This is a genomic window from Campylobacter concisus (assembly GCF_015679985.1).
In the GTDB taxonomy this organism is placed as follows: Bacteria; Campylobacterota; Campylobacteria; order Campylobacterales; family Campylobacteraceae; genus Campylobacter_A; species Campylobacter_A concisus_AC.
The window spans coordinates 1,671,865-1,697,315 of the sequence record NZ_CP049239.1; the positions used below are offsets into that span (position 1 = coordinate 1,671,865).

Annotated in this window: 32 protein-coding genes; 3 read left to right on the plus strand and 29 right to left on the minus strand. The window is 38.0% G+C overall.

Annotated elements, in window-relative coordinates; translation table 11 throughout:
* Window positions 1–2 precede the first annotated feature (2 nt).
* Window positions 3–2,591 (minus strand): Sec-dependent nitrous-oxide reductase, encoded by a 2,589-nt coding sequence (gene nosZ, locus G5B98_RS08550; RefSeq protein ID WP_196086691.1) that lies wholly within the window; start codon window positions 2,589–2,591, stop codon window positions 3–5.
* Window positions 2,592–2,603: 12 nt separating this feature from the next.
* Complete coding sequence (locus G5B98_RS08555; protein WP_196086692.1) at window positions 2,604–3,470, minus strand: hypothetical protein; 867 nt, start codon at window positions 3,468–3,470, stop codon at window positions 2,604–2,606.
* A gap of 370 nt (window positions 3,471–3,840) precedes the next feature.
* Here G5B98_RS08555 and moaC point away from each other — a divergent pair, with 370 nt between their 5' ends.
* The 3 genes from moaC to G5B98_RS08570 are packed head-to-tail and all read left to right on the plus strand — an operon-like array spanning window position 3,841 to window position 5,807.
* Window positions 3,841–4,317 (plus strand): cyclic pyranopterin monophosphate synthase MoaC, encoded by a 477-nt coding sequence (gene moaC / locus G5B98_RS08560; RefSeq protein ID WP_178140250.1) that lies wholly within the window; start codon window positions 3,841–3,843, stop codon window positions 4,315–4,317.
* The gene (locus G5B98_RS08565; RefSeq protein WP_021091143.1) at window positions 4,292–4,558 is read left to right on the plus strand and encodes an HP0495 family protein; all 267 of its coding nucleotides are present in this window, start codon (window positions 4,292–4,294) and stop codon (window positions 4,556–4,558) included. Before moaC ends, G5B98_RS08565 begins: the two co-directional genes overlap by 26 nt.
* 10 nt (window positions 4,559–4,568) lie before the next feature.
* Window positions 4,569–5,807: a hypothetical protein gene (locus G5B98_RS08570; protein ID WP_196086693.1), complete on the plus strand. Its 1,239-nt coding sequence runs from the start codon at window positions 4,569–4,571 to the stop codon at window positions 5,805–5,807.
* A 109-nt stretch (window positions 5,808–5,916) separates the two neighbouring features.
* Here the strand turns inward: G5B98_RS08570 and G5B98_RS08575 are convergent, their stop codons facing one another.
* The 27 genes from G5B98_RS08575 to rplF form a co-directional block, all read right to left on the minus strand.
* Window positions 5,917–6,711, minus strand: a complete 795-nt coding sequence (locus G5B98_RS08575; RefSeq protein ID WP_196086694.1) for an undecaprenyl-diphosphate phosphatase — start codon at window positions 6,709–6,711, stop codon at window positions 5,917–5,919.
* A gap of 57 nt (window positions 6,712–6,768) precedes the next feature.
* Window positions 6,769–8,679 (minus strand): transketolase, encoded by a 1,911-nt coding sequence (gene tkt, locus G5B98_RS08580; protein ID WP_196086695.1) that lies wholly within the window; start codon window positions 8,677–8,679, stop codon window positions 6,769–6,771.
* Window positions 8,680–8,786: 107 nt separating this feature from the next.
* Window positions 8,787–9,686 (minus strand): polyprenyl synthetase family protein, encoded by a 900-nt coding sequence (locus tag G5B98_RS08585; protein ID WP_196086696.1) that lies wholly within the window; start codon window positions 9,684–9,686, stop codon window positions 8,787–8,789.
* Complete coding sequence (locus G5B98_RS08590) at window positions 9,683–10,792, minus strand: DUF7488 domain-containing protein (RefSeq protein ID WP_196086697.1); 1,110 nt, start codon at window positions 10,790–10,792, stop codon at window positions 9,683–9,685. Before G5B98_RS08590 ends, G5B98_RS08585 begins: the two co-directional genes overlap by 4 nt.
* A complete protein-coding gene (locus G5B98_RS08595) occupies window positions 10,789–11,103 on the minus strand; it encodes a YbaB/EbfC family nucleoid-associated protein (protein ID WP_196086698.1) in 315 nt (104 codons plus the stop codon). The genes G5B98_RS08590 and G5B98_RS08595 overlap by 4 nt, the downstream gene beginning before the upstream one ends.
* 3 nt (window positions 11,104–11,106) lie before the next feature.
* Window positions 11,107–11,454, minus strand: a complete 348-nt coding sequence (gene panD, locus G5B98_RS08600) for an aspartate 1-decarboxylase (protein WP_196086699.1) — start codon at window positions 11,452–11,454, stop codon at window positions 11,107–11,109.
* A gap of 2 nt (window positions 11,455–11,456) precedes the next feature.
* Window positions 11,457–12,740, minus strand: a complete 1,284-nt coding sequence (locus G5B98_RS08605; protein ID WP_196086700.1) for a UDP-N-acetylmuramoyl-L-alanyl-D-glutamate--2,6-diaminopimelate ligase — start codon at window positions 12,738–12,740, stop codon at window positions 11,457–11,459.
* Entirely contained in the window at window positions 12,718–13,272 is a 555-nt protein-coding gene (locus G5B98_RS08610) for a hypothetical protein (RefSeq protein WP_021091130.1), read from the minus strand. The genes G5B98_RS08605 and G5B98_RS08610 overlap by 23 nt, the downstream gene beginning before the upstream one ends.
* On the minus strand, window positions 13,259–13,534 hold the full coding sequence (locus tag G5B98_RS08615) for a NifU family protein (RefSeq protein WP_196086701.1): 276 nt from the start codon (window positions 13,532–13,534) through the stop codon (window positions 13,259–13,261). Before G5B98_RS08615 ends, G5B98_RS08610 begins: the two co-directional genes overlap by 14 nt.
* 209 nt (window positions 13,535–13,743) lie before the next feature.
* Window positions 13,744–14,661 carry an NrtA/SsuA/CpmA family ABC transporter substrate-binding protein gene (locus G5B98_RS08620; protein WP_196086702.1) on the minus strand — a complete coding sequence of 306 codons (918 nt, stop codon included), beginning with the start codon at window positions 14,659–14,661 and terminating at the stop codon, window positions 13,744–13,746.
* Between the two features lie 76 nt (window positions 14,662–14,737).
* A complete protein-coding gene (locus G5B98_RS08625; RefSeq protein WP_196086703.1) occupies window positions 14,738–15,430 on the minus strand; it encodes an ABC transporter ATP-binding protein in 693 nt (230 codons plus the stop codon).
* Window positions 15,427–16,176: an ABC transporter permease gene (locus G5B98_RS08630; protein WP_196086704.1), complete on the minus strand. Its 750-nt coding sequence runs from the start codon at window positions 16,174–16,176 to the stop codon at window positions 15,427–15,429. The genes G5B98_RS08625 and G5B98_RS08630 overlap by 4 nt, the downstream gene beginning before the upstream one ends.
* Complete coding sequence (locus G5B98_RS08635) at window positions 16,173–16,781, minus strand: hypothetical protein (protein WP_196086705.1); 609 nt, start codon at window positions 16,779–16,781, stop codon at window positions 16,173–16,175. Before G5B98_RS08635 ends, G5B98_RS08630 begins: the two co-directional genes overlap by 4 nt.
* 123 nt (window positions 16,782–16,904) lie before the next feature.
* A complete protein-coding gene (locus tag G5B98_RS08640; protein ID WP_196086706.1) occupies window positions 16,905–17,906 on the minus strand; it encodes a hypothetical protein in 1,002 nt (333 codons plus the stop codon).
* 284 nt (window positions 17,907–18,190) lie between these two features.
* Entirely contained in the window at window positions 18,191–18,547 is a 357-nt protein-coding gene (gene rplQ / locus G5B98_RS08645) for a 50S ribosomal protein L17 (protein ID WP_103628647.1), read from the minus strand.
* Between the two features lie 11 nt (window positions 18,548–18,558).
* Entirely contained in the window at window positions 18,559–19,575 is a 1,017-nt protein-coding gene (locus G5B98_RS08650; RefSeq protein ID WP_196086707.1) for a DNA-directed RNA polymerase subunit alpha, read from the minus strand.
* Between the two features lie 14 nt (window positions 19,576–19,589).
* Complete coding sequence (rpsD, locus tag G5B98_RS08655) at window positions 19,590–20,216, minus strand: 30S ribosomal protein S4 (RefSeq protein WP_054197275.1); 627 nt, start codon at window positions 20,214–20,216, stop codon at window positions 19,590–19,592.
* A 25-nt stretch (window positions 20,217–20,241) separates the two neighbouring features.
* Window positions 20,242–20,634, minus strand: a complete 393-nt coding sequence (gene rpsK / locus G5B98_RS08660) for a 30S ribosomal protein S11 (protein ID WP_103582356.1) — start codon at window positions 20,632–20,634, stop codon at window positions 20,242–20,244.
* A 22-nt stretch (window positions 20,635–20,656) separates the two neighbouring features.
* Window positions 20,657–21,025 carry a 30S ribosomal protein S13 gene (gene rpsM / locus G5B98_RS08665; RefSeq protein ID WP_012140556.1) on the minus strand — a complete coding sequence of 123 codons (369 nt, stop codon included), beginning with the start codon at window positions 21,023–21,025 and terminating at the stop codon, window positions 20,657–20,659.
* Between the two features lie 3 nt (window positions 21,026–21,028).
* A complete protein-coding gene (gene rpmJ, locus G5B98_RS08670) occupies window positions 21,029–21,142 on the minus strand; it encodes a 50S ribosomal protein L36 (protein WP_002941545.1) in 114 nt (37 codons plus the stop codon).
* A gap of 189 nt (window positions 21,143–21,331) precedes the next feature.
* Window positions 21,332–21,550 carry a translation initiation factor IF-1 gene (gene infA, locus G5B98_RS08675; protein WP_002848031.1) on the minus strand — a complete coding sequence of 73 codons (219 nt, stop codon included), beginning with the start codon at window positions 21,548–21,550 and terminating at the stop codon, window positions 21,332–21,334.
* Window positions 21,551–21,584: 34 nt separating this feature from the next.
* Window positions 21,585–22,343 (minus strand): type I methionyl aminopeptidase, encoded by a 759-nt coding sequence (gene map, locus G5B98_RS08680; protein ID WP_196086708.1) that lies wholly within the window; start codon window positions 22,341–22,343, stop codon window positions 21,585–21,587.
* A gap of 1 nt (window position 22,344) precedes the next feature.
* Window positions 22,345–23,607, minus strand: coding sequence for a preprotein translocase subunit SecY (secY, locus tag G5B98_RS08685; RefSeq protein ID WP_035167388.1), 1,263 nt, complete (start codon window positions 23,605–23,607; stop codon window positions 22,345–22,347).
* Window positions 23,607–24,008: a 50S ribosomal protein L15 gene (gene rplO, locus G5B98_RS08690; protein WP_021089212.1), complete on the minus strand. Its 402-nt coding sequence runs from the start codon at window positions 24,006–24,008 to the stop codon at window positions 23,607–23,609. The genes secY and rplO overlap by 1 nt, the downstream gene beginning before the upstream one ends.
* Window positions 24,009–24,023: 15 nt before the next feature.
* Window positions 24,024–24,467, minus strand: a complete 444-nt coding sequence (gene rpsE / locus G5B98_RS08695) for a 30S ribosomal protein S5 (RefSeq protein WP_002941646.1) — start codon at window positions 24,465–24,467, stop codon at window positions 24,024–24,026.
* A 15-nt stretch (window positions 24,468–24,482) separates the two neighbouring features.
* Window positions 24,483–24,839, minus strand: coding sequence for a 50S ribosomal protein L18 (rplR, locus tag G5B98_RS08700; RefSeq protein WP_196086709.1), 357 nt, complete (start codon window positions 24,837–24,839; stop codon window positions 24,483–24,485).
* A 10-nt stretch (window positions 24,840–24,849) separates the two neighbouring features.
* The gene (gene rplF / locus G5B98_RS08705) at window positions 24,850–25,386 is read right to left on the minus strand and encodes a 50S ribosomal protein L6 (RefSeq protein WP_021091127.1); all 537 of its coding nucleotides are present in this window, start codon (window positions 25,384–25,386) and stop codon (window positions 24,850–24,852) included.
* Between the last annotated feature and the right edge of the window lie 65 nt (window positions 25,387–25,451).

Below are 25,451 nucleotides of genomic sequence, written 5' to 3' on the forward strand. Positions count from 1 at the left end.
AACTACATACCAGCGTTTTCATCTACCCATTTTAGGTATTCGATGATATTTTTGATCTCTTCATCACTCATATGCTGATTTGGCATTCTAAGGTTAAAGTAATCAATCATTGATTTAATGTAGTCGTCATTATAGAACTTAGCAGGATCTTTGATAAATTCTGCTACCCATTTTTCGCCATTTTCATGTCTTAGTAAAACGCCTGTTAGGTCTGGACCTGAGCTTACTTGACCGATAACGTGGCAACCATTACATCCGCCTTTTAGATAAGCCTCTTCGCCTTTTGCAGCAGCTGGACTCATCGGAGTTGCGATCTCTTTAGCTAGGTTATTTTTAGCTCTTAAGCCAACGTCAGCTGTTTTAACCATGTATTGCCATACTTGGTACTCCCAAAGGATAGCGCCATTTACGTCGCCTTTTTTGTAAGCTTCGTCAGCTTTAGCTTTTACCTCTTTGATATGGCCGTATTGATCAAGTGCGTCATCAACCAAAGCTTTTACTTTTGGATATTTCTCATAATGTTTCTCTTTTAGGTATTTAACAACCTCTTGGATAACATCGTCAGTTGCCTTATTAGTTGCGATTACTTTGTCGTATTCGGCTTTTAAAGCTTCTGGGCTTAGAGTTTTTAGCTTGTTATTTTTAACAGATTCATATTTTTTATTTGGATCTTTAACAAGTAAATAACCCATCATCTCTAGGTGAAGCGCTGAACAAAACTCGGTGCAGTAGTATGGGAAGACACCTTCCATATCAGCTACGAAATTTACTGAAGCAGTTTTGCCAGGCTCTAGTGACGCATGGATGTTGTAAAGGTCAACTCCAAAGCCGTGAGTCTCATCTTGGGCACGCTCTAGGTTTGTTAAGTGAATTGTTACATTATCGCCTTTATTTACCTCGATGTGCTCTGGGTTGATGTGACTTCTGATCATTGTCGCATAGACAGTTACATTTTTACCGTTTCTCTCAACTCTTTCTTGACCAGCTAGAGTTACATATGGGCTAGCCTCGCCTGTTCTTGAGTTTGTGCCCATGTTGTAAGTAAGCGCTGGACTTAATTTGCTAGCAGCTATTGAAACAACATCGTGTGGCTCGCCAAGTGGGATAGGCATATCATAGATTAGATCCATTTTTGCACCAGTGATGTCTATTAGCTGGTGATTTTGTGGATGAAGTGGACCAACTGGGTTAAAACGATCGATTGAAAGTTTATCAAGAGCGATAGCGTATTTACCCTTAGGTTTGGCCGATTTTCCCTCCATAGTATCTAGGTGTCCGATGTTATAATGGACGTTAATCCTATCTAGGACTTTTAAATTTTTATAATCCCATTTTACGATTTGGCTATCGACGTAAAGAGAGGTATAGATGACGCCGTCTTTTTCGTCAAAAGAGTTGTGCAGAGGTCCAAGGCCAAGTTCGACTTGTCCGTGCATTGACTTTTCTCTATCTAAGATAGGAATTCCGTATGGGTCAGTGCCAGCATACTCTTTTTTGTCGATTAGCTCTTTGATCTTTCTAAAGTCATAAACTGATGCGTGAGTATCAAGCTTGCCGCCAATAATGATGTATCTACCATCTGGGCTTACGTCACAACCATGTGGGCTCTTTGACTCTGGGATCAAAAATAGCGCACCTGCTTTTACAGCAGCGTCTATTGTAACTACCTTGTGTCCATTTATAACTTTGTAGTTTTTCTTGTCTTGAACAAGTTTTTCTAAAATTTTCCAGTTATAAACGTGTAAGAAGTCAGTGTCATTTCTACTTGCACCTGCTTCAAATGGAGGGAGACCTTTTTCGATACCGCCAGTATACATCTCAGTATTTATTGAGTTTGTAAAGCCCCAGCCGTAGCTCTCGCCTTTACCAGCATCACTTAGATCTTGCCAGTATGGTGGGAGCTCAAGAGAAAATGACTCTTTCTCGTCGATCTTACCTTTTGGATAGTCAAATTTCCAAAATGTTACAGCACCTCTATAGACTGCTTCATAGTCGTCTATTGAGTGATAGTTGTTATCAAGTGGAGCTGCATATTGGCTAGCTTCGATAACATACTCGCTATTTGGAGTGATGAAGCTACCGCCGTGCTCACTCTTCATGATAGGGTTTACAACGATTTGAGTTGTCTCAAAGTCATGCAAATTTATAACTGCGATTCTTGGGTTAGCTTTATCGTTAATAAATAGATAATCACCAACATACTCACCATTTTTCTCAGTAAAATTTGGGTGGTGTGTATCGCCCCATGTTATCTCTTTGCCTCTGATGTTGCCTTGTTTTAAAACAGCTTTTGACTCATCGTCATAGCCATATCCTTGCCAAGGCTCTGGTGTGAAAACGCCGATGTATTTATAAATTCTCATCGACGGAACGCCATAAACTAGCACTTGACCGCTTTGCCCGCCAGATGAAAAGACGATGAAATCATCTTTTTTACCGCTAGGCTGATAAGTTTTAGCAGCTGCAAGGACATCTTTTTCGCTTAGCCCACGCTCTTTCATGACTTTTTCAAGGTCACTACTAGCAGCACAAGCAGTAGTTAAAGATAGCCCAAGCAACGCAGCACTTGCGACACAAAATAACTTTTGCATTTACTCTCCTTTTTAAAATGAATTTATCTCTAAACTCTTTATCTCATTGTCTAAATTTACGCCATTTAGGACACCTTTATCTATAAAAATCCTTTTTATCTCATTGCTAAAAAGAGCCTTTTGTCCTTTTAGCTTAAGATCTTTATCAAATTTATAGACTACTCCATCCTCATCACCTATGAAAATTTCATCCTCCATACACGCAAGAGCTGAAATTTTAGATTTTAAAACTTGCTTTTTGATTCCACTCTTAAAATCTAAAATTTCTCCATCTCTAAAGCCAAGCAAAATATCATTCCCTTTAAATTTACAGGCGCTAAGTGGAGCAAAACCAACACGCTTTTTCTCTTTTAAATTAAGCTCTTTATCAAGCAAAAATGCTTTGCCATTAAAGCTCGTAAAAAATAGTTCATCATCAATTGGCAAAAGGCTTGAAATTTTATAAACATCTTTATAATTTTTAGTTAAAAGTTTATTTAGATTTTTATCAAAAACGCCTATGCTGACTTCATTTGCCATATCGCAAGCTACGTAAATTTTATTTTTAATTGCCGTAATTTGTGAAATTTTACAGCCGACATTTGGCATGGCAAATAAAAAATTTCTCTCATTTGCTACCTCAATAATCTCATTATTTAAATTTGCGATATAAAAGAATTCTCCATCATTTCCGCACTCTTGATTTTTATAAATCGTCTCTTTTAGATCCAAATTTTTAATTTGTCCATCTTTTATAAAGACGATGCTTTGGTTGCTTTCATTAATAAAGCAGCCTAATTGCTGGGCAAAAGCTGTTATCAAAAACAAACTTATACAAAGCAGAAATCTCATAATCCAAGGCACTTTCATCATAAATTTATTAAGCAAAAAACTATACATACTTAACTCTTAAAAGCAAATTAGCGATTAATTTATTTTTTTAAGCTTTTAAAGAAAAATATCAATAATTTTTTTTAAATTTTATTATTTACATTAAATATATATTTGACTTTAATCAATACTAATATAGCTTTAATAAAATTTATTATCTATAAAGCTCTTTATTTTAGGTATTCTATGCATTAAAAATTAAATTATAAATAATTTATTAAAAAAATTATTTAAATTAAATAATTATATTAAGGAATGAGAATTCTCCTTAGTATTTAAGTAAAAAGCTAAAATTTATGTATTTGATATATTTTTAGCTTAAACCTATTGATAATTTAAATTTGTTTAAATAGGCTATAATCCGCCAAAAAAAGGAGAGATAATGCTAACGCATTTAGATGAGAAAGATCGTCCAAAAATGGTCGATGTAAGCCCAAAAGATCCTACAAAAAGAGTAGCAACTGCTAGCGGGATCATCAAGATGAGCAAAGAGGCCTTTAGAGCGATAAAAGAAAATACCGGCAAAAAAGGTCCGGTCATTCAAACGGCCGTCGTTGCTGCGATAATGGGTGCAAAAAAGACAAGCGAGCTAATCCCGATGTGCCATCCGCTAGCTATTTTAGGTGTGGATTGTGATATCGAAGAGCTATCTGAAATTTGCGCTTTTAAGCTTTATGTGAGCGTAAAAATAGAGGGCAAAACAGGCGTTGAGATGGAAGCATTAACTGGCGTTAGCGTGGGGCTTTTGACCATTTATGATATGGTGAAAGCTATAGATAAAAGCATGGAAATAAGTAATATCGTATTAGAGAGTAAAACGGGAGGAAAAAGTGGCGAGTATATGCGATCTAAATAACAAAAAAGCAAAAATTGATTACCCAACACATTGGGAATATAAAATAATATTTGATGCAGATGTCAATGTAGAAGAAAAGGTAAAAGAGATAGTAAAAGATAGAGAATTTAAGCTAGTTTTTTCAAAATTTAGCAAAGATAAAAAATACGCTAGCTATGACTTAGCCGTGCTAGTTTTGAGCGAAGAAGAGAGGCTAGAGATATTTTCAGCACTAAAACACGAAGCAAAATACGTTTTATAAGGTAAAAAATATGAATAATTTAGAACAAAATTTACATGATTATAAAAGCAGCGATGGCTTATTAATAAGCATAAAAGCTCTTTGCAATAACTTCTTTCAAGATGCTGCAAACAAAGATATAAATGCTTTGCCAGAAATTTTAAAGGCTAAAATGAATGAGCTTTATGACAAGATGAACAAAGAAGATCTCATAAATGCAAAAAATCTAAAAAGTGCCATGGAGGGAATAAATCAGGCCATTGTCGGCACTGAAGAAAAGGCACTTTATGAGCTACTTGATAAAAAAGATGAGCTAAACCGTGCAATAGAAGCAAAACGTGAGGAGATAAAAAATAGACTTAAAATTTCATTTGAAGCAGCTGAAGAGGTCGTAAAAGATAGAAATTTTAGTGAAAAAGAGGAAATTTTAGAGCTTTTAAATAATGCGATCATTAGAGAAACAAGACTTCTTGGTATCTTAAAAGAGAGCGCTCAAATCGCATTTTTAACAACTCTTGAAGGTGCAAAAGATGTCGAGGAAACAGCTGGTGCGATAGCTAAAAATATGACTTATGTTGCGATCATTGGAGGAGAGTTTAGCAAAGAGCGAATACTTGAAATTTCAAAAAACATCATCATAGCAGCAGCAAATTTAGCAGATGAGGGTCATATCTTTGCAAAAGAGCTGATAAGTGGAGCGATAAGTGGCACAAGAGATGGTATTTTAAGGGCTATAGAAAAACTTAAAGATGAGGCGAAATTTGCTCCAGATGAGCTTAGGCTAAACTCACAGTTACTAAACTTAAAAAATATTGATGAAGAATTTATATCCTTGCTTAGGGAACTTGAAAAGGAATTTGAAGGTGTAGCAAGAAATGAGATCGAAAATGTAATAAATAGCGAGCTAGATACAAACCTAGCAAAATTTAAACGCATTAGCGATCAAGCAAGAGAGCAGATTATTTCAAGGATAGAAGAGTTAAAGTCAAACGGCATGGCAAAGCTTATGAGCGAGGCAAATAATAAATTTGAAGCCCTAAAGCAAGAGCTAAATGACAAGAGCAAAAAGCTAAAACTAAATTTTGATACAAACGATAAAATCGAAGAGATCAAACAAGAGATCGCTAATCTTGAGAAGAAAGCCAATGAAAAATTTGAAGACATCAAACAAATTGACATCAAATCAGAAGCCAAGAAATTTGGAGATAGGGCTTATCAAGCTGCAAAAGATCTGTTAAATGTTATTAAAAAAGATAAAAAAGAGGATTAAATTATCAAGCTTATCTTGAAATTTTTCCTGAAAGATATTCGCACCATATATTCTTGCCAAGTGTGAAAATTTTATCCACACTTGGCTTTTACTTTTTAAAGCTTTAAAATCATAAAAATAGATAAAGCAAAAATGCTCCCAAGATCAAGCGATAGATGACAAAAGGCAGCATCCTGATTCTCGAGATGATCTCCATAAACAACTTAACGCAGAGATAAGCACTAACAGCACTTATAATGACACCAAGGGCTATGTCGCTCCAAGGAAGTGCATTTGGGTCTTTAATTAGCTTTATGCTCTCAAGTCCGCCGGCTAGGATGATGACTGGGATCGACATCAAAAATGAGAAATTTGCACTTCCCTTGTGGCTAAATCCTAAAAAAAGTGCTGCTGTCATCGTCACACCTGATCTTGAGACGCCAGGAATGAGCGCCACGGCCTGGGCAAGGCCGATAATAAGCGCAAATTTTATGGTCATTTCATATTCGCTTTTGTTTGATGAGCGAAGATCCGCAAAGTAAAGTGCTATGCCAAAGACGATCGTAGTAATAGCGATCAAAACGCCACTTCTTGCATATTCTTCGATAATGTTGTTAAACAAAAGTCCAAAAATTCCCACTGGAACGGTAGCAAAGCCGACACACCAAACAAGCAAGCTATCGCCTACCATCTTTCTTTGTGCGATCGAGGCAAAAAAGTCACGAAGTAGCTTAAAAATCGTATCTTTAAAATAAAAAAGTATCGCGCTTAACGTGCCAACGTGCACTGCCACGTCAAAAGCAAGACCTTGATCTGGCCAGCCAAGTAGCTTTGGCACCAAGATAAGATGAGCCGAGCTAGATATCGGCAAAAATTCGCTTATGCCTTGCACCAAGGCCAAAACAATAACGTGAGAAATTTCCATAAAATGCCTTTTTTGATTTTAGATTGCAGTTGGGGATTTTACTCCCCAAGATTAAATTTATATAAGTTCGCTAGCAAAATTTGCAAGTTTTTGTGGCGTAAATCCGAAGTGATCAAATAGCTCGTTAGCCTTTCCGCTAGCGCCAAAGCTATTCATGCCATAAACTGCATCGGCAAATTTATACCACTCAAAGCCAGTTGCAGCTTCAACTGCGATAATGGTTGTGTTTTTATCTAAAATTCTAGCCACATACTCAGCTGGCTGCTCGCAAAGTAGGTCAAAACAAGGCGCTGATACGATGTTTGCACCCACACCTTGCTCAGCTAGAAGTGCAGCTGCTTTTACGCAGAGTGAGACCTCGCTGCCGCTTGCTATAAATGTTATCTTCGCATCTTTTGCCGAGCTTAAAAGATACGCGCCATTACTAACCTCGCCAAATTCGCCTTTTGCAAGTGGATCAAGCCCTTGACGGCTAAGCACAAATGCGCTTGGAGCGTTTAAATTTAGAGCCACTTGCCAGCTAGCTGCGTTTTCGTTACCATCAGCTGGGCGGAAAGTGTAGAAATTTGGCATCGCTCTAAATGTGCTAAGCTGCTCGATAGGCTGATGTGTCGGACCATCTTCGCCAACACCGATGCTATCGTGCGTGAAGACAAAAAAGTGCTTGATGCCCATTAGCGCTGCTATCCTCGCACTTGGCTTTAGGTAGTCGCTGAAAATGAAAAATGTCGCTGAAAATGGCAAGAAAAGGCCGTATCTGGCGATGCCGTTATTGATCGCTGCCATGGCGTGCTCCCTGATGCCGTAGTGGATATTTTTGCCATTTGGGAAGTCGCCCATGCCCTTTAACTCAGTCTTGTTTGAAGGAGCAAGATCTGCACTACCACCGATAAAGCCAGGGAGTTTTTTAGCTATCTCATTTAAAATGACGTGGTTTGTATCTCTTGTGGCTAGCTTTTTGTCGCTAAAGTCTGGAAATTCGATCTTGCTAAAGTCTGGATTAAGAAGTGAGTTTAATAAATTTTTGCCCTCAATGCTTAACGCCTCAACCTTTTTGTTCCACATCGCCTCTTCAAGATCGCCCTTTTCAACTGCGCCTCTAAATCTTAAAAGCACGTCTTCGTCGATAGCAAATTTCTTCTCAGGGTCAAAGCCAGCTGCGGCCTTTGCCTTTTTGATGATCTCTTCGCCAAGTGGCGCGCCGTGGCTGTGATGGCTGCCCTCAAGCTCCATTGCGCCGCGTGCTATGTGTGTGTTTGCGATGATGAGATATGGCGACTCTTTCTCGCTTGCTTGCTCAAGAGCAAATTCGATCTGGTTGAAGTCATGTCCGTCGATGCGTGCGACCTCCCAGCCCTGCGCCTCAAACCTAGCTTTAACGTCCTCGCTAAATGCGATCGCTGTGTCGCCCTCGATCGTGATGTTGTTTGAGTCGTAGATGAGCACAAGGTTGTCTAGTCTTAAATTTCCGGCTACCGAACATGCCTCGTAGCTTATGCCCTCTTCAAGGTCGCCGTCGCCGCAAAGGCAGTAAATTTTATGATCGATTATTTTATTATCTGGCTCATTTAGCACGTTTGCAGCGTATTTTTCTGCCATGGCTAGACCAACTGCGTTTGCTACGCCTTGGCCAAGTGGGCCAGTAGCCATCTCAACGCCTGGAGTGTGAATTTCTGGGTGTCCTGGAGTGTTTGAGCCAAGTTGGCGAAAATTTTTAAGCTCATCAAGGCTTAAATCGTAGCCGCTTAGATGCAAAAAGCTATAAACCAAACTTGAAGCGTGACCACCGCTAAAAACGAGCCTATCTCTGTTTAGCCATTTTGGATTTTTTGGATTGTGTTTTAAAAAGTTGCTTAAAACCACCATAATATCAGCTAGACCCATAGGTGCACCTGGGTGTCCGCTGTTAGCGTTTTGCACCATATCAGCGCACAAAAATCTTATAGTATCGGCTTGTTTTTTTAGCATATGATCTCCTTTTATTGCGTCAGATTATACAAAAAAGTGATTAAAACTTGCCTTGCATTTTTGTCCAAAATGTCTAAAAAGTGATATAAATTTACGAAATTTACGCACTATCTTAGATGTTTATCTGTAAGCTCCAAGATCATCTTTGCTATGCCAGCATCTATCTGTTTTAGTGCCTCTTCTATCTCGCAAATAAGCTCATCTTTTTTCTTTTTTGCGCCAGATAGACCTAGTAAATTTGTAAATGAGTTTTTAGCTAGGTCGTTATGCACAGGCTTTCCAGCGGCCGCCTCGTCGCTTGTAAGATCGATGATGTCGTCTTGTATCTGAAAAGCAAGGCCGAGCTTTAGTCCGATATCATAAATTTTCTCGCACTCTATTTCGTCTAAATTTACTATCACAGCGCCCATTTTTAGGCTTGCAGCGATAAGCTTTGCGGTCTTGTGGATGTGTAAAAAGACTAGCTCATTAAGGTTTAGCATCTTGCCAGATAGGCCAAATTTAGCCTTTGCTCTTTTGATATCCTCTTTGTTCGTATTTTCAAAAAAACAATCCAGCGCCTGACCTAGCACCATGCCGCTAACGCCAGCATTCTCGCTTAAAATTTCCACGCATTTTATACGTGTTTCAGCACTCAGATCAGCACGTGAAATTTCATAAAAAGCATGCGTATTTAGCGCATCCCCTACAAGTATGGCAGTTGTCTCGTCGTATGTGACGTGAAGTGTTGGCGTGCCGCGTCTTAGGCTTGCGTCGTCCATTGATGGCAAGTCATCATGGATGAGCGAGTATGTGTGCATCATCTCAAGCCCCAAAGCCACTCTCATAGCCTTTTGCGTGAGGCTTTTATCAACGCTTTTTACCACACCAAGAAGCAAAAGTGCCCTAAAGTGCTTGCCTCCAGCCTTTAGCATAACGCCAAGCGCCTCCTCGTAGTAAGGGTGAAAGCTAGGCGCCTTTGGCAAATTTGCATTTAGAAATTTTACAAAGTCCTCAAGTAGGCTCATTTTGGCACTCTTGCAAAAAACTGAAAGTCATTTCTAGTAAATAGAAGCGTAAAATTTTTTAACTCACCAAGCTTCTCTAAAAGCTCTTCACGACTACTCACGCTTTGTTTATCAAAACCTAAAATTTTATCGCCGGTCTTGATGCCAAAAATTTCTGCATTTGACTTTGGCTCGACCTTTGTAACGACTAAATTTTTATCCACCGTGATACCATAATCCATCAAAATCTTATCATCAAGCATTGTTTGTGGCTCTTTTGGAATGATGTTAAAATTTGGTATATCAAGGCTTGAAGGGGCGTCTACATCAAGACTTTGGTTAAATTTCACATCCCCACTTACTGGCACTTGAAAGAGCATTTCTTGCTTATCGCGCTTCACAATGATGTCAAGCTTTGTGCCCTTTGGAGCAAAAAGCACCATCTCATTTAGCTCTCTTAGACTCTTTGGTTTGATGCCATTTATCGTAACAAGCTCATCATCTATCATCAACATCTTGCCACGGCCCAAAGGATCAACAAGACCCACAAAAAATTTATCCTCTTTTTGCAAAAATTTCACACCTATATCGCCGTAATAGACATCATCATAAGATACAAAGTGCTTCAAATAACGATTTGGTATAAATTTATCAGCTCCAACAGCTATGCCTATCATCTTGCAACAAGGCGTGTTTATCTCGCCAGTTGCGTTATACTCGAAGCTTAACGTGTCAAAGTCGCCTAAATTTTGTCCCAAAGACTTGATGTGACCCATGACGGTGTTGTTAGAGTCGTTTAAAACGCCAACCCAAGTGCTCTTTTTGATGCGCTCCTCGTTGGTCTCATCAGCCATCACGACGGGGCTTAGCTCCTTGCTAGAGCGCACTAAGAAAAGCTGCAAATATGGGTCAAATTTGACATATTCGCCAAGCGGAGCTCCGTCACTTTTTGGCACTGCGATCAAATTTTTAGTGATAGCCACGCCAAAGTGTTTATTTACCGAGACGATTGAGTTTTTGTTCTTTTCAAAGCAGGCGTTAAAGTCCTCTTGCGTAGGCCTAGGATCGGCGTTTAGGCAAAGCGCTGATAGCAAAAAAGCAAGGGCAAATTTATATTTTAGTCTCATTTTATCCCCATCGAAGCAAGGCCGCCAAGCATCCTTGAAGCGGTGTTTTTCTTATCGGCCTCAACTGATTTTAGCACGTCATTTACGGCGCTTATTAGCAAAATTTGCATGCTCTCTTTATCTTCAAGCAAGCTATCATCTATGCTGATATCAAGTATATCGCCGCTGCCGTTTGCTCTCACGCTTACCAGTCCGCCACCGCTTTTTGCGCCAAATTCTTTATTTTTGCTCTCTTCTTCCATCTGCTTGGCCTGCTTTTGCACATCCTCAAGCATCTGCCCCATCTTTGAAAAGTCAAATCCCTCAAACATCGCCTACTCCTTTATGATCTCGTTTTTGTTATTTACATGCACGATGGTTGGTTTAAATTTCTTAGCCTTTTTAAATTTCATAATAGCATAAGCCACGATGATGACCACGTCGCCAACGCAGACCTTTCTAGCAGCTGCGCCGTTTAGGCAAATTTCGCCTTTTTTGCCCTTTATCACGTAGGTGGCAAATCTCTCGCCGTTATTTACGTCTAAAATTTCAACCTTTTGATTTTCTATCAAATTTGCAGCCTTTATAAGCTCCTCGCCGATGCTTATCGAGCCAACATAGTTTAAATTTGCGTCTGTTACGACGGCTCTGTGGATCTTACTAGCTAAAATTTCTATATTCATTTTTACCTCTTTAAAAGCTCTTTTACTACTTCTTTGTCGCTAAATGGGTGCTTGACGCCCTTTATCTCCTGATATGGCTCATCGCCTTTGCCAAGTATAACAAGCGCCCAGCCGGGTTCTAGCTTGCTGATAGCCAGTGCGATCGCCTCTTTGCGGTTGGCGTTTCGTATCAAATTTTCATTTTGACTCATACCAGCGCAAATTTCATCGATTATGCTCTCTGGCTCTTCGCTTCTTGGATTGTCACTTGTGACGATGCAAATTCTTGCGTATTTTTGGGCTATCGCTCCCATTTTTGGGCGCTTTGTCCTATCTCTATCGCCGCCTGCACCAAAGACTGCGATCAAATTTAGATGTCTAAGCGAGTTTAGCACCTTTTCGATACCATCTGGCGTATGAGCAAAATCCACGATGACTAGCGGATCGGTGCTAACCACTTCCATTCTGCCACTAACCCCTTTAAATTTGCTTATCGCCTTTGAAAGCGCGGTCGCGTCTGGACGCTCTAGCAAGCAAACAGCGCCAAGGGCTGCAATTAGGTTGTAAAGATTAAACTCGCCTTGCAAGCTTGAGTCTATCTCCACATCGCCATTTGGCGTCTTGATAACCGCGTCTATGCCGTCCTTTAGCCCATAAACTACCGGCGCAAAGCTGGCTGGCTTTTTGAGCGAATACGTATAAGCGTTTTTTGGATTAAATTTAATGCCATTATCATCAGCATTTATAAGCTTCATGCCATCATCATCAAAAAAGCTAGACTTTACCCTAGCGTACTCCTCCATGCTCTTGTGGTAGTCGAGGTGGTCTTGAGTCAAATTTGTAAAAATTTTTAGAGCAAATTTCAAGCTCTCTATACGCTTTTGAGCGATCGCATGCGAGCTAACCTCCATCACGAAGTACTCGCAGCCTTGCTCGCTGGCTGCTTTGAGGTATGAAAGAGTCCTTAAAATGGCACTCGTCGTAAGCGCCTTGTCATCTATCTGCTTGCCCTCTACAAATGCCCCTCTGGTGCCACTTAGCCCGCACTTTTTGCCTAAATTTCGCAAGGTCTCGTAGATAGCCGCAGCCGTTGTGGTCTTGCCATTTGTACCTGTGATGCCAACTATCTTTAAGTTTTCGTCTATTTTTAAAAGCTTCTTGCACTCTTCAAGGCTGATTATCTTAGCGCCATTTTTTATCGCTGCCTCTGCAAATTTTGCGTTTGCAGCAGTTTGCACAAAGTATGCACCCTGCTCGCACTCGTTTGAGTCATCTGTTATGAAGCTATTTTCTACTGATATTTTCATCGTTTTGTCTTTTTTGTATCTCTTTAAAAAGCTGATCTATGCGCTCATCACCGCCAAACATTACCGCCGCACTCTCAAGATAGTTTATGCTCATTTCGATAAAGTCATTTTTTATCAAATTTCCCAAAAATTCTAAAAAATCATCTTTGTTTGAGATCATGACCTTGGTTGAGAACATGATGTTTTCAAAGACTTTTTTGAAGCTCCCGTCCTTATAAACAGCCTTTTTAAAGTCCTCGTAGCTGATCGCGTCTTGCTCTTCGAAATACTCATCGCTAGCCAATCTTGATTCTAAAATTTTTAAAATTTCATCCATTCCTTCATCATCTTCGCCAGCTCTTAGTTTATCCATAAAATAGTCAAATAAAAGTTTTGCTTCCTCTGCATTTTTCTCGCCAAGAGAGCAAATTTGTATCAAAAATAGTAAATTTTTATCCTGTGTCTTTTCGTAAGCTAGAGAGAAGTAAAAGATCGCTTCTTTAAATTTTGAGCGTTTGAAGTGTTTAATGCCTATTTTTTTATAATCTATCAATGTCAAATTCCTCGCCAATCGGGATATTTACGACCTCAAGCTCTGGGTGAATATCCATACGAAGTTGTCTTTCAAGTCCATATTTTAGTGTAGTTGTACTAGCTGCACATCCATGACAATGCCCTGTAAGTCTTACATAAATTTTGCCGTTTTTTATGCCAAGTAGCTCCATGCCACCGCCATCATTTTCAAGCATCGGTAATACCTTTTGCAAACTCACACTGACTGGTTTTAAAAGTTCTTCATCGCTAAATGGGATCATATCTTTTCCTATTAAATTTTTGGGCTATTATAGCAAAATAAAAATGCAAAAAATAATGGCTATATTTTTGCTTAGCGCTAATTTTGCTTTATAATTTAAACCTTTTTTGACACACCTAGTCAGTTTTGATTATTAAATGCGTGAGCTAAAATTTAGTAAATTTTTGATTATAAGTTTTAGGATAAAAGGGCAAATTTCGCCCTTTTTATTTAATCTATTAGAAGTGATTTTATATCTACTTTTTGCTCGATCATCTTGCTCTCAAGCATAAATTCTTGCGTAGCTTCAAGTGCTTTTATATCTTCAGGCGTGATCTTTGGACTAAAGTCATACTGCGGATACATACTCTTTACCGCCTCTATGCTAAGACCGGTCTCTTCAGCTGTAAATTTTAATGCCTCTTCCTCATTTGCTTTCATAAAAGCCAAAATTTCATCTTGGGCTTTTTTAAATTTTTCAACTAGATCTTTATGCTTTTTGTAAAATTCTCCACTTGTGGCAGTAACGATGACTGGAGTGATGACGCCCTTGCCTGTTGTTACGACACTAAGTCCTGATTTTTTAGCATTATAAGCAGTTGGTCCAGCAAGAAGTGCTGCATCGACACTGCCATTTTCAAGTGCAGCTTGTGCAGCTGGGATGCCCATAGAAACGAACTCTACGTCATTTATACCAAGTCCGCCAAGAGCAAGATACCTAACCAAAAGCTCATTTAATATCGTGCCTTTTGGGCCTGCTATTTTTTTACCTTTTAAGTCTTTAGCGGTTTTTATGCCTTTATCTTTAGCAAATATCGCAAAAGCTTCAGGTGCTCTTGAATAGGCACTTATGATCTTTATGTCAGCTTTATTTGCCGCGGCAAGTATGACTGAAGTTCCGCCCACGCAGTTTAGAAACTGGAGCGAATTCGAAGCTAGAGCTTGAGTCTGCTTTGCACCTGATGTTATCTCAGAGTACTCGACTGGTATGCCAAAAGATTTAGCATAAAAGCCTTTAAATTTATCGACGATTGAGGGGACGTTTAGCGGCGATTTGACATAGGTCATACCGATCTTATCTAGCTCACTTGCGTTTGCGACTAGACAAAGCAAAGAGGCTGCACACAAAATCTTAAAAAATTTTCTCATATTTGCTCCTTTAAAAATTTTCCAAATTATATAACTTTTTGCCTCGTTTTGGTTTTAATTATCATTTTATAAAATGCTAAATTTCGCTCAAAATTTTACGCTTTAAATTTATTAGTTCATCGCAAAGCAAATCTCTTGGCTTAGCTAGATTTGATAGATCATAGCTTGATTTCATCCCACCTTTTTCAAGCAAAATTATCTCATCTGCTAAATATAGGGCTTCATCGACATTATGAGTGACAAAAATGATGGTTTTGCCGGCTTGGAGCTTTAAAATTTCAGCCTGCATGCTGGCTCTCGTAAAAGCATCAAGTGCCGCAAATGGCTCATCCATAAGGATCAAATTTGCCTCGTACGCAAGCACTCTTGCAAGAGAAACGCGCGAACTCATACCGCCAGATAGCTGCGAAACAGCGGCAAATTTAAAGTCGCTAAGCCCTATCATCGATATGAGCCTGTCTATCTTTGCCTCGTCTATCTCGCACTTTTTAAGTGGAAAGACTATATTTTCATAGACATTTAAAAAAGGCATAAGCCTAGGCTCTTGAAATACAAAACCGATCTTTGCTTGCTCTTTAAATTTTATCTCGCCTAGACTTACGCCCTCAAGTCCAGCAATAAGCCTTAAAAGAGTCGTTTTACCACAACCACTTCTACCAAGTATGACGGTGATCTTATCTTTTTTTATGCTTAAATTTAGCTCTTTTAAAACGTCGATACGCTTATCATGGATAAAAAAATGCTTTGATAAATTTAAAATTTCTATCATTTTTCACTTCGCAAAAGGCTAAATTTAGATATCAAAAATAAAAATATCCTATCTATGAGTACGCCGCAAATTCCTATCGTAAAAATGCCAACAAATATCCTATCTGCACGCGAAAGCTCCTCCGCATCTAGTATGAGATAGCCTAGCCCGCTAGAAGCTGCGATCATCTCCGCTCCCACAATCGCTCGCATAGCGTAGCCAAAACCTATTCGCATGCCTACAAAGATATCCTTTATGGCATTTTTTAGGATGATTTTGTAAAAAATTTCAAATTTACTAAAACAAAAAATTTTACCAACTTCAATAAGTTTCACATCGCAGCTAGTTAGCCCTTTTGAAATACTTAAAAACATTGGGAAAAATGATGCTAGGATGATAATAATAATTTTTGGAGTTTCGTTTATACCAAACCAAAGTACCAAAATAGCAATAAGGCTAAGTGGCGGAACATTTCTAAAAAACTCTAGTATCCACTCGTAATAAATACTAGCTTTTGGAAATAGCGCCGCAACTCCGCCAAAAATAAATGCCAAAACAAAAGCCAAAATATAGCCAATAAATATACGCTTAAAGCTAATTATCACATGCATTATTAGCTCGCCGCTTAAGCTCATATCAAGCATCGTTTTAAGTGTCGTAATAGGACTTGGCAATATATAAGGTGTGAAAATTTTAAGCTCACAAACAACCTGCCAGAGGGCAAAGATCGCTAGGATCAAAACGCTCTTTTTAAAAATTTCTATCACAGCCCATCTCCATTGTGACAGCCATTTTCACAGTATAAAAGCTCGATGATATGATAGTTTTTAAGCTCGCTAAATTTATACGAAAATGCGTTTTGTATCTTTTCTTTACTACATAAGCTTAGTGTTTTTATGCCTAAATTTTCAAAAAATCCAGGAGGAATCGGGCTTGATTCTATTTTGTTTATTTGTAAATTTATGTCGTTTAGCTCTTTAAAATTTTTCCATGTTAAAAATGTAGTTCGCTCTAATTTTAAAGAATCTCCAAGCTCAGCCAAGTCATCACAAGGCGTTGTTATATAAAGCCACTCATCTTCTTTTAGTTTCGAGCTAAGTTCAATGGCGCTTTCAATTAAAATGGGATTTAAGCTTGAAATATTATTTGAAAATTCTTTGAAATTTGATCTTATAAAATTTACAGCTCTTGGACAGCGACTGTCTAAAACTATGCCTTTAGAGTATAAATTTTTATATGAATTTTTGATATCGCTAACATGATCTTTTTCGCACTCTACTATGTTAAAGCCCTTATTTTGCAAGAGCTCTTTTAACGTAGAGAAGTCATACATATTTTTTACAACGGGATTTAGCCAAAGTAGCTTTCTCAAGAGTTCTCCATAATTTTAATAATAGAAATCAAGATTCTATCATTTAAAAATTTAAACCAAGTAAAAAGAGCCGCTTATGACTAAAATCATAAAAGATAGGCGGTACAAAAAACTAAACTTAGCCTATACTTTTATATCTAACTTCTGTTTTTGCTCCACTTTTTCCATTAGCTTTAGTATGTCAACTCCATTTTTCTCAAGCTGCATTAGCTCCTTAAGATAGGCGAATTTCTCATCTTTGTTGATGTCATAAGTAGCTAGTTTCTCGCTTCGTCCGATCACTGAGGCATAGACCTTGTTGCCATCAAGTTTATCCGTATTTTGTACATTATAAAGTGAGAGCACGCCCTCTACCACCTCTTTAAAATCCGCCCCGCTCTTCATGCCAGCTTTCATAAGCGTAAGAAATCTATGTCTGCTCTCTTCGTCAGTAAAATTTATATTTTGTAGCGTCTGATACTCGATTGGTGGCTTGTTAGTGCTAGTTAGCATGGAGATAGCCTTTTTGCCTATCGTAATGCTTTCTACACCGACTCTTTCGCCAAGATACTGCCTAAGTGCATAATCAATCCACTTATCTTTAAACTCATCTATGCTTAGGTCTTTATCAAGTATCTCAAATCCTTCCACGTGGCTCTTGTGACCAAGCCCGAGAAGTGTGTTATCAAGTTTTGATGTATACTCTTTTGCAAAGAGATCGACATCTGTTGGATAATATCCTATGATCTCTTCGTGAGCTCTGCCAAAGCCAAGTGCTTTGGTCTGATTGATAAAATTTTTGAGATCATTTATCTCATCTTGGCTGACTTGTTTGTCGTACCCCATGAGCTTGCCCCAGATACTTATCTTGCCATTAGTAGCTATGCCTGAGAGCGAGAAATTGCTAGCAAATGTTAGATTCTCGCTATTTTTTTGAAATTTTATCGTATTTGTTTCATTTAAATTTATTGGCTCACCTCTAGTATCGGTATGACTTTTTCGTTCATCAACCAAACCGCTAGATAAATCATTTAAAGAATTTTTATCTATATTGAATTTAGTATTATTAGCATCAAGCTCTTGTGCTCTACTACTTTGCGAGCCAACATAAAAATTTGTGCCAACTCCATTTACACTACCTATCATCTCAAATCCTTTGAAATTTATAAGATATTTGAAACAAATATCGTCTTAATAAAATAAAATTTTAGTAAAGAGTTCAAAGGTAAAAATTTAAAATATGTGATTTTAGATTAGAAAATTTGCAACTTTTAACTATAAAAAATTTTATGATTTTTTGGTTAATAAATTTGATAGATAATTAAAGAAATTTATAGTTTGAGAAAGCTTTTGGAAGAAGGATTTTATTTTAAAAGTGGTGTAATTTTATATTCAATAAATTAAAAAAGAGAGCCGAAGCTCTCTAATAATTATTCAGCTACTAGCTCTATATAAGCCATCTCTGCTGCGTCGCCTCTGCGAACACGAGTCTTGATGATTCTTGTATAGCCACCATTGCGCTCTTTAAATTTTGGAGCTACTTCAGTAACTAATTTATTTGTTGTTTCTTTATCTTGTAAAGAAGCAAATACTGCTCTATGAGCGTTAGAGTCACCTTTTCTAGCTCTTGTGATCAGCTTTTCAATATAGCTTCTAAGCTCTTTTGCTTTTGGTAAAGTCGTCTCTATCTTTTCGCTTTTGATGATAGCTATCGCCAAATTTTTAAGCAATGCAGATCTATGAGATGACGTTCTACCAAGTTTGCGATATCCGTGTTTATGTCTCATCTATTGTCCTTTTATTCTTTTACACTCATTTGTGCTTTAAGCTCGGTTATTTTCTTTCTTAGTTGCTCTTTGCCATCTTTTAATACATCGGCACCAACTGGATAGCCTATCTCTTCCATAACCGCTTTAATCTCTTCAAGAGATTTTTTACCTAAATTTTTAAGCTCTTTAAGCCCATTTTCATCCATTAATGCAAGCTCGCCGATAAATCTAATATCAGCTTTGTCAAGGCAGTTGAAACTTCTAGCACTTAAATTTAGATCTTCTACGCTAGAAAGTAGCTTTGAAAACTCACCACCTGCGCTTGAGCTAGCAACTGGAGTACTAACATCAATATCTAAAATTCCTTTAAATACTGACATTTGTTGATACATAGCTTCTAAACAATTTTTAAAAGCCTCTATCGGACTAACTTGACCATCAGTTGTTATAGTAAATACAATCTTTTCATAGTCTGGGTCATCCTCAACCAAGACATTTTGTATATCATAAACTGCTTTTTTAACAGGTGTAAAAAAAGCATCAAGTGCGATATAGTCGTCTTCAATCTCTTCTCTGATCTCTTCACTAGGAACATATCCGATACCTTTTTGAATGATAACTGAAAAATTTAACTCAGCATCTTCGTTTATTGTAGCAAGGTATGCGTCTGGGTTAACGATCTCAACTAGATCATTATTTAGATCAGCCCCAGTTATCTCTTTTGGTCCTTTAAAGCTATACTCTATAACTTCGCGCTCACTGGTACTTTTTAATTTAAATCTGATCTTTTTCAAATTTATAATAAAAAAAGCTACGTCTTCTAGCATACCACGCATACTATCAAATTCATGGCTAACGCCTTTTATCTTTACACCAATAGGAGCAAAACCTACTGTGCTTGTGTAAAGAAGACGACGCAATGGGTGAGCCAAGGTAACAGCATAACCCGCCTCAAAAGGATATGCTGTAATGTTAGCAACATTTTCACTAACACTTTTAACTTCAATTTCAGTTGGCATATAAGCTGATGTAGTAATCTTTCTCATCTTTATACCCTCTATTATTTTGAATAAAGCTCTACTATAAATCTTTCCTCAACAGGAATGATAACCTCTTCTCTTTCTGGATTTCTAGTGAAAATTCCAAATTTTTTCTCTTTTTCAACATCTACCCAAGCAACAATACCAGTTTGCGCTGTAAGATCTATTGCACGAACAATTTGTGGATTGTTCTTAGATTTTTCAACAATCTCTACTTTTGCACCTGGCTCAACTCTGTAAGATGGTATATCTACTCTTTTGCCATTTACTAAAATATGTCCATGAGTTACTAGCTGGCGAGCAAAACGACGAGTTGTTGCAAAGCCCATTCTGTAAACAACATTATCTAGTCTTTGCTCTAGTAGTTGAACCAAAAGAGCACCAGTGTTGCCCTCGCGGCGTGCTGCTTCTTGAAATAATCTTCTAAATTGTTTCTCTGAAACACCGTACATAAATTTAGCTTTTTGTTTCTCGCGAAGTTGTAAGCCATATTCGCTTATTTTTGCTCTTCTTTGTCCATGTTGTCCTGGTGCATAAGGTCTTTTTTCAAAAGCACTTTTACCAGCAAGTCTTCTTTCGCCCTTTAACGCAAGAGACACACCAAGACGTCTTTCTAATTTTTCAACAGGTCCTGTATATCTAGCCATAATAATTTCTCCTATTTTTCTCTAATTATACGCGGCGGCGTTTTGGCGGTCTACAACCATTGTGTGGTAAAGGTGTAATGTCTTTAAAGAAAGATACTTTAATTCCTTCAACAGTTCCTACACTTTTAACAGCCGTTTCACGTCCGCTACCTGGACCTTGAACCTTAACACCAACTTCTTTTATACCATGCTCTTTTGCTTTATTTAGAGCATCTTCAACTGCCTGTTGAGCTGCATAAGGAGTTGATTTTTTACTACCTTTAAAGCCTAAGCCACCTGCACTACTCCATGCAATAGCATTTCCCATTTCATCAGTTACAGTTACCATAGTATTGTTAAATGTTGCACTGATATAAACGATACCTTTGGCTATACTTTTTCTAACTACTTTTTTCTTAACAATTTTTCTTTTCGCCATTTATTATCCTTTAACCCTTGCCTTACTTAGTAGCTGCACCGACAGTTTTACGTCTGCCTTTTCTGGTTCTAGCATTAGTTTTAGTCTTTTGACCACGAACAGGAAGACCCTTTCTATGGCGAAGACCTCTATAACTTCCAAGATCCATAAGAGCTTTGATATCCATAGCAACTTGTTTTCTCAAGTCACCCTCAACGACGTGATGCTCTTGAATTTCTTTACGGATAGCTGCTGCTTCATCTTCACTAAGCTCATAGACTCTCTTGTCATAAGAAATTCCAGCTGCGTCAAGAATTTGACGAGATTTGTAAAGACCTATACCATATATATAAGTCAAACCATACTCTATTCTCTTTTTGTTTGGTAAATCTACACCTGCAATACGTGCCATGCCTTATCCTTGTCTTTGTTTATGTTTTGGATTTTCGCAGATAACACGAATTATGCCACTACGTTTGACAATTTTACATTTGTCACACATCTTCTTTACAGAAGGACGAACTTTCATTTTAGTCTCCTAAAAATTTATTCCACTTTTTTAGGGGCTGCATCAGGTCTAAAGAAAGAATTTAAACCAACTATTTTCAAAATAAGTGGGGAACTTTGAAAATAATTCTTCATACAGCTTTTCGCAAAGCTTGGATTTTATCCAAAACCAGCTTTAAATTTACTTAGCATATTTGCCACAAAGTCAAATTTACTTATATCTATAAGTGATCCTGCCCTTGTCTAGGCTATATGGCGTAAGTTCTACTTTTACACGGTCGCCAGGCATTATCTTTATATAATGCATTCTCATTTTTCCAGCGATATGACATAAAATTATATGTTTGTTGTCAAGCTCAACTTTAAAAGTTGCATTTGGCAGTGCTTCAACAACATTTCCATCAATCTCAATGACATCGTCTTTTGCCACAAACTCTCCTTTCTTTAAATTTTTGCCATAAATTTTACGCTTGGCTTAAAATTTCGGCTTTGCCATTAACTATCGCCATGCAATGCTCATAATGGCTGGTTCTTAAACCATCTTTTGAGGTTACTTTCCAGTTATCGCTTCCTAAAACTGGCGTGCCGTCTTTTTGGCAGATCATTGGCTCTATACAAAATACCATTCCTTCTTTTATCTTTGGTCCAGCTTTTGGGTTATGCCCCTCAAGATAGTTTGGAATTTCTGGCTCTTCGTGTGGCCTTTTTCCTATACCGTGACCGCAATATCCACGTAAAGGCACATAACCTCTACCAAGAATAAATTTCTCAAGCTCATAGCAAATTTCTTTAAAATGCATACCAGCTCTTATATAGTCAATCGCAAAATATAGTGCATCTTTTGAGCAAGCGATCAAAGTCTCGTCTTCTTTTGAAATTTTACCAACTCCAAATGTCCTAGCCGAATCACCAAAATAACCATCTAAATTTGAGCCGATATCAACGCTAACGATATCACCCTCTTTTAGTTTGTATTCATTTGGGATTCCGTGGATCACCACTTCATTGACGCTTATGCAAGCTGCATTTGGAAAGCCATAAAGACCTTTAAAAGCAGGTTTTGCCCCAGCAGCCCTTATCATATCTTCACAAATTTTATCTATCTCAAGAAGGGAAATTCCAGGCTTTATAATCGTAGAAATGTGATCAAGAGTTCGAGCGACGATCTTGTTCGCCGCTCTCATTTTCTCTATCTCAACCGGTCTTTTTAGCGTGATAGCCATTTTATAGACCTACTGCACTTAGAGTTTGGTATTTGTTTGTATAAGACTGAGCTTCTATACGCCTCATAGTATCCAGAGCGACAGATACCACGATAAGTACTGACGTGCCACCAAAATAAAATGGTACACCCATAGTTTTTACAAGTACCCATGGTAAGGTTGAGATGATGCCTAGATATAAAGCACCGCCCAAAGTTAGCCTGCCAGCTACTTCATTTAGATAACTAGCTGTACTCTCGCCTGGTCTAACACCTGGGATAAATCCGCCTTGTTTCTTTAAATTTTCACTTATATCTTTTGTGTTAAATACGATCGATGCATAGAAAAACGCAAAGAAGATGATAAATAAAAATGTTAAAACGTTAAACATATAGCCATTTGGACTTAAAAAGTCGTTGATAGCTTGGATGATCGGATTTGTACTAGCTTGTAAAATAGTACTAGGAAACATCAAAATCGCACTAGCAAATATCGGTGGAATAACACCGCTCAAATTTACTTTGATCGGTATATAGTTCATTATACGTTTGTTTTGATTTTCCATTATCACTTTTCTTGAGTAAGAAATAGGGATACGCCTTTCGCCCATCTCGACAAATATAATAGCACCAATAGTAGCTAATATAATCACCAAAATAGCGATAACTGTTAGGAAATTCATCTCAGAAGTATTTACCAAATTTACAGTTCCACCGATCGCACTAGGTATACCAGAGACGATACCAGCAAAGATGATAAGACTTATGCCGTTGCCTATACCACGTTGTGTTATTTGCTCACCTATCCACATAAGTAGCATAGTTCCAGTTAGCATAGATACAGCAGAGATCGCGATAAATAAATTTATATCTATCATGATAGCTTGTTCGCCACCGCGTCCACTTAAACTTTGAAGTCCGATAGAAACACCGATTGATTGCACAAGAGTGATGACGATAGTTGCATAGCGTATAATTTGCATATATTTTTGCATACCGTCACGCTCTTTTTTCATCTGGCCTAATTTTGGAAATGTTGCTGCTAAAAGCTCCATAATGATCGAAGCTGTAATGTAAGGCATGATACCTAAAGAGATAATACTTAAACGCTCAGCAGCCTTACCACTAAACATATTAAATAAGCCCAAGGCATTGCTATTGTTTGAATTAAAAAATTCTTTAATTACGTCGACATTAACACCAGGAACTGGCACATAAGCCAGTATCCTGTATGCGAACAAAAATGCCAACGTGATTAAAATCTTGTTGGTCAGTGTTTTATCCATTATTTTGTTCCGCTAACGCTAACGTTCTCGTCTTTGATCTTAGAAGCAAGAGCTTTTGCACTTGCACCGATTAGTTTTATCTTAGTAACGCTCTTTGAAATTTTATGAACGCTAGCTATTGTTGCTATTGAAATTTCAGCAAGCTCTTTTATAGCTGCAATTTTCTCGACATTAATAACATAAGGTTTTTCAAATTTAGAAGTAAAACCTACTTTTGGAAGACGTCTTTGAAGTGGTTGCTGTCCGCCCTCAAAACCTCTTTTCTCATTGTAGCCTTTTCTTGCTCTTTGACCTTTATTACCTTTGCCAGCAGTTTTGCCATTGCCACTGCCTTGGCCACGACCTATTCTTTTGGTTGCATGAGTTGAACCTGCAGCAGGTGTTAATTTTTCTAATGCCATCTTAACTCCTTTCTCTTAGCTTTTTAGCAAACTAAGTGCTTTTATAGTAGCACGAACGACGTTTGCTGAGTTGTTTGAGCCAAGTGATTTAGTAAGGATATCCTTAATACCTGCAAGCTCGATAATAGGACGTGCACTACCACCAGCGATAACACCAGTACCCTCGCTAGCTGGGCGAAGTAGCATTCTACTTGCGTTATATTTTACCTCTACATCATGAGGGATAGTTGTGCCTTTGATCTTAACGTGGATAATATTTTTAAATGCGTCGTCAATCGCTTTTCTCATCGCATCTGGTACCTCTTTAGCTTTACCATAACCAAAGCCAACTAGACCATTTCTATTACCAACAACAACTAAAGCTGTAAATCTAAATCTACGGCCACCTTTAACAACCTTTGTAACCCGACCGATATCGACGATTACTTCTTCAAATTCTTCTCTATTATATTTTTCCATCGATTTTCCTTTGGGTTATAGCTTGATGCCATTTTCTCTTAAAGCTTCAGCAAATGCTGCGATAACGCCATGATACAAATAACCATTTCTATCAAAAACTGCAACATCTATCTTCTTATCTTTTAAAGCCTTAGCAAATTCTTTAGCTAAAGTGACCGCACCTTCTTTATTTGCTTTTATGCCTATCTTTCTGCCATCAACCGCAGCTAGTGTAGTAGCTGTAACGTCATCAATTGCTTGAACATAAAGAGTTCTGTTTGATTTGAAAATAGAAACTCTTGGACAAGTTGCAACACCAGAAATTTTACCTCTGATTCTTCTTTTTCTCTTAATTCTAAGAGCGATTTTTCTTTTTAGTACTTTTGCTGTCATTTACCGCTCCTTACTTCTTAGATGTCTTGCCCGCTTTGCGGATGATGCGTTCTTCTAGATATTTAACGCCTTTGCCTTTGTATGGCTCAGGTGGTCTAAATCCTCTAACTTGAGCAGCCACTTGACCTACTACTTGTTTGTCATCGCCTTTGATAGTAATAACGTTTTTCTCAACACTAGCTTCAACGCCTGCTGGTAGCTCATAGTTGATAAGGTGTGAAAAACCAAGAGAAAGCTCTAGAATTTTACCTTTTGCAGCTGCTTTGTAACCAACGCCGTTGATCTCAAGCTGGCGAGTAAATCCCGCAGTGATACCAGTTACGATGTTATTAGCAAGTGCTCTATATGTTCCCCAGTAAGCTCTACTTTGGCGATCTTCGCCTTTTGGAGCAAAAACTATATGACCATTTTCTATCTTAACATCAACATGACCTTTTGTGTCAAGCTCTTTTATATGATTGCCCTTTTTAAATTTTAGGACATTATTTTCAACGCTAACGTCTACACCACTTGGGATAGCGATAGGCTGTTTTCCAATACGTGACATTTTTTTCCTTTACTTGTCTAGGGTGTTCCTACATTTACGAATAAACACCACAATGCCGTAAATTT

Excerpts from the sequence above, each read along its gene's own strand:
- nosZ (WP_196086691.1), bottom strand. The coding sequence starts at position 2,591 with ATGCAAAAGTTATTTTGTGTCGCAAGTGCTGCGTTGCTTGGGCTATCT.
- G5B98_RS08555 (WP_196086692.1), bottom strand. The coding sequence starts at position 3,470 with ATGTATAGTTTTTTGCTTAATAAATTTATGATGAAAGTGCCTTGGATT.
- G5B98_RS08570 (WP_196086693.1), top strand. The coding sequence starts at position 4,569 with ATGAATAATTTAGAACAAAATTTACATGATTATAAAAGCAGCGATGGC.
- G5B98_RS08575 (WP_196086694.1), bottom strand. The coding sequence starts at position 6,711 with ATGGAAATTTCTCACGTTATTGTTTTGGCCTTGGTGCAAGGCATAAGC.
- tkt (WP_196086695.1), bottom strand. The coding sequence starts at position 8,679 with ATGCTAAAAAAACAAGCCGATACTATAAGATTTTTGTGCGCTGATATG.
- G5B98_RS08585 (WP_196086696.1), bottom strand. The coding sequence starts at position 9,686 with ATGAGCCTACTTGAGGACTTTGTAAAATTTCTAAATGCAAATTTGCCA.
- G5B98_RS08590 (WP_196086697.1), bottom strand. The coding sequence starts at position 10,792 with ATGAGACTAAAATATAAATTTGCCCTTGCTTTTTTGCTATCAGCGCTT.
- G5B98_RS08595 (WP_196086698.1), bottom strand. The coding sequence starts at position 11,103 with ATGTTTGAGGGATTTGACTTTTCAAAGATGGGGCAGATGCTTGAGGAT.
- panD (WP_196086699.1), bottom strand. The coding sequence starts at position 11,454 with ATGAATATAGAAATTTTAGCTAGTAAGATCCACAGAGCCGTCGTAACA.
- G5B98_RS08605 (WP_196086700.1), bottom strand. The coding sequence starts at position 12,740 with ATGAAAATATCAGTAGAAAATAGCTTCATAACAGATGACTCAAACGAG.
- G5B98_RS08615 (WP_196086701.1), bottom strand. The coding sequence starts at position 13,534 with ATGATCCCATTTAGCGATGAAGAACTTTTAAAACCAGTCAGTGTGAGT.
- G5B98_RS08620 (WP_196086702.1), bottom strand. The coding sequence starts at position 14,661 with ATGAGAAAATTTTTTAAGATTTTGTGTGCAGCCTCTTTGCTTTGTCTA.
- G5B98_RS08625 (WP_196086703.1), bottom strand. The coding sequence starts at position 15,430 with ATGATAGAAATTTTAAATTTATCAAAGCATTTTTTTATCCATGATAAG.
- G5B98_RS08640 (WP_196086706.1), bottom strand. The coding sequence starts at position 17,906 with ATGATAGGTAGTGTAAATGGAGTTGGCACAAATTTTTATGTTGGCTCG.
- rplQ (WP_103628647.1), bottom strand. The coding sequence starts at position 18,547 with ATGAGACATAAACACGGATATCGCAAACTTGGTAGAACGTCATCTCAT.
- G5B98_RS08650 (WP_196086707.1), bottom strand. The coding sequence starts at position 19,575 with ATGAGAAAGATTACTACATCAGCTTATATGCCAACTGAAATTGAAGTT.
- rpsD (WP_054197275.1), bottom strand. The coding sequence starts at position 20,216 with ATGGCTAGATATACAGGACCTGTTGAAAAATTAGAAAGACGTCTTGGT.
- rpsK (WP_103582356.1), bottom strand. The coding sequence starts at position 20,634 with ATGGCGAAAAGAAAAATTGTTAAGAAAAAAGTAGTTAGAAAAAGTATA.
- rpsM (WP_012140556.1), bottom strand. The coding sequence starts at position 21,025 with ATGGCACGTATTGCAGGTGTAGATTTACCAAACAAAAAGAGAATAGAG.
- rpmJ (WP_002941545.1), bottom strand. The coding sequence starts at position 21,142 with ATGAAAGTTCGTCCTTCTGTAAAGAAGATGTGTGACAAATGTAAAATT.
- map (WP_196086708.1), bottom strand. The coding sequence starts at position 22,343 with ATGGCTATCACGCTAAAAAGACCGGTTGAGATAGAGAAAATGAGAGCG.
- secY (WP_035167388.1), bottom strand. The coding sequence starts at position 23,607 with ATGGATAAAACACTGACCAACAAGATTTTAATCACGTTGGCATTTTTG.
- rplO (WP_021089212.1), bottom strand. The coding sequence starts at position 24,008 with ATGGCATTAGAAAAATTAACACCTGCTGCAGGTTCAACTCATGCAACC.
- rpsE (WP_002941646.1), bottom strand. The coding sequence starts at position 24,467 with ATGGAAAAATATAATAGAGAAGAATTTGAAGAAGTAATCGTCGATATC.
- rplR (WP_196086709.1), bottom strand. The coding sequence starts at position 24,839 with ATGACAGCAAAAGTACTAAAAAGAAAAATCGCTCTTAGAATTAAGAGA.
- rplF (WP_021091127.1), bottom strand. The coding sequence starts at position 25,386 with ATGTCACGTATTGGAAAACAGCCTATCGCTATCCCAAGTGGTGTAGAC.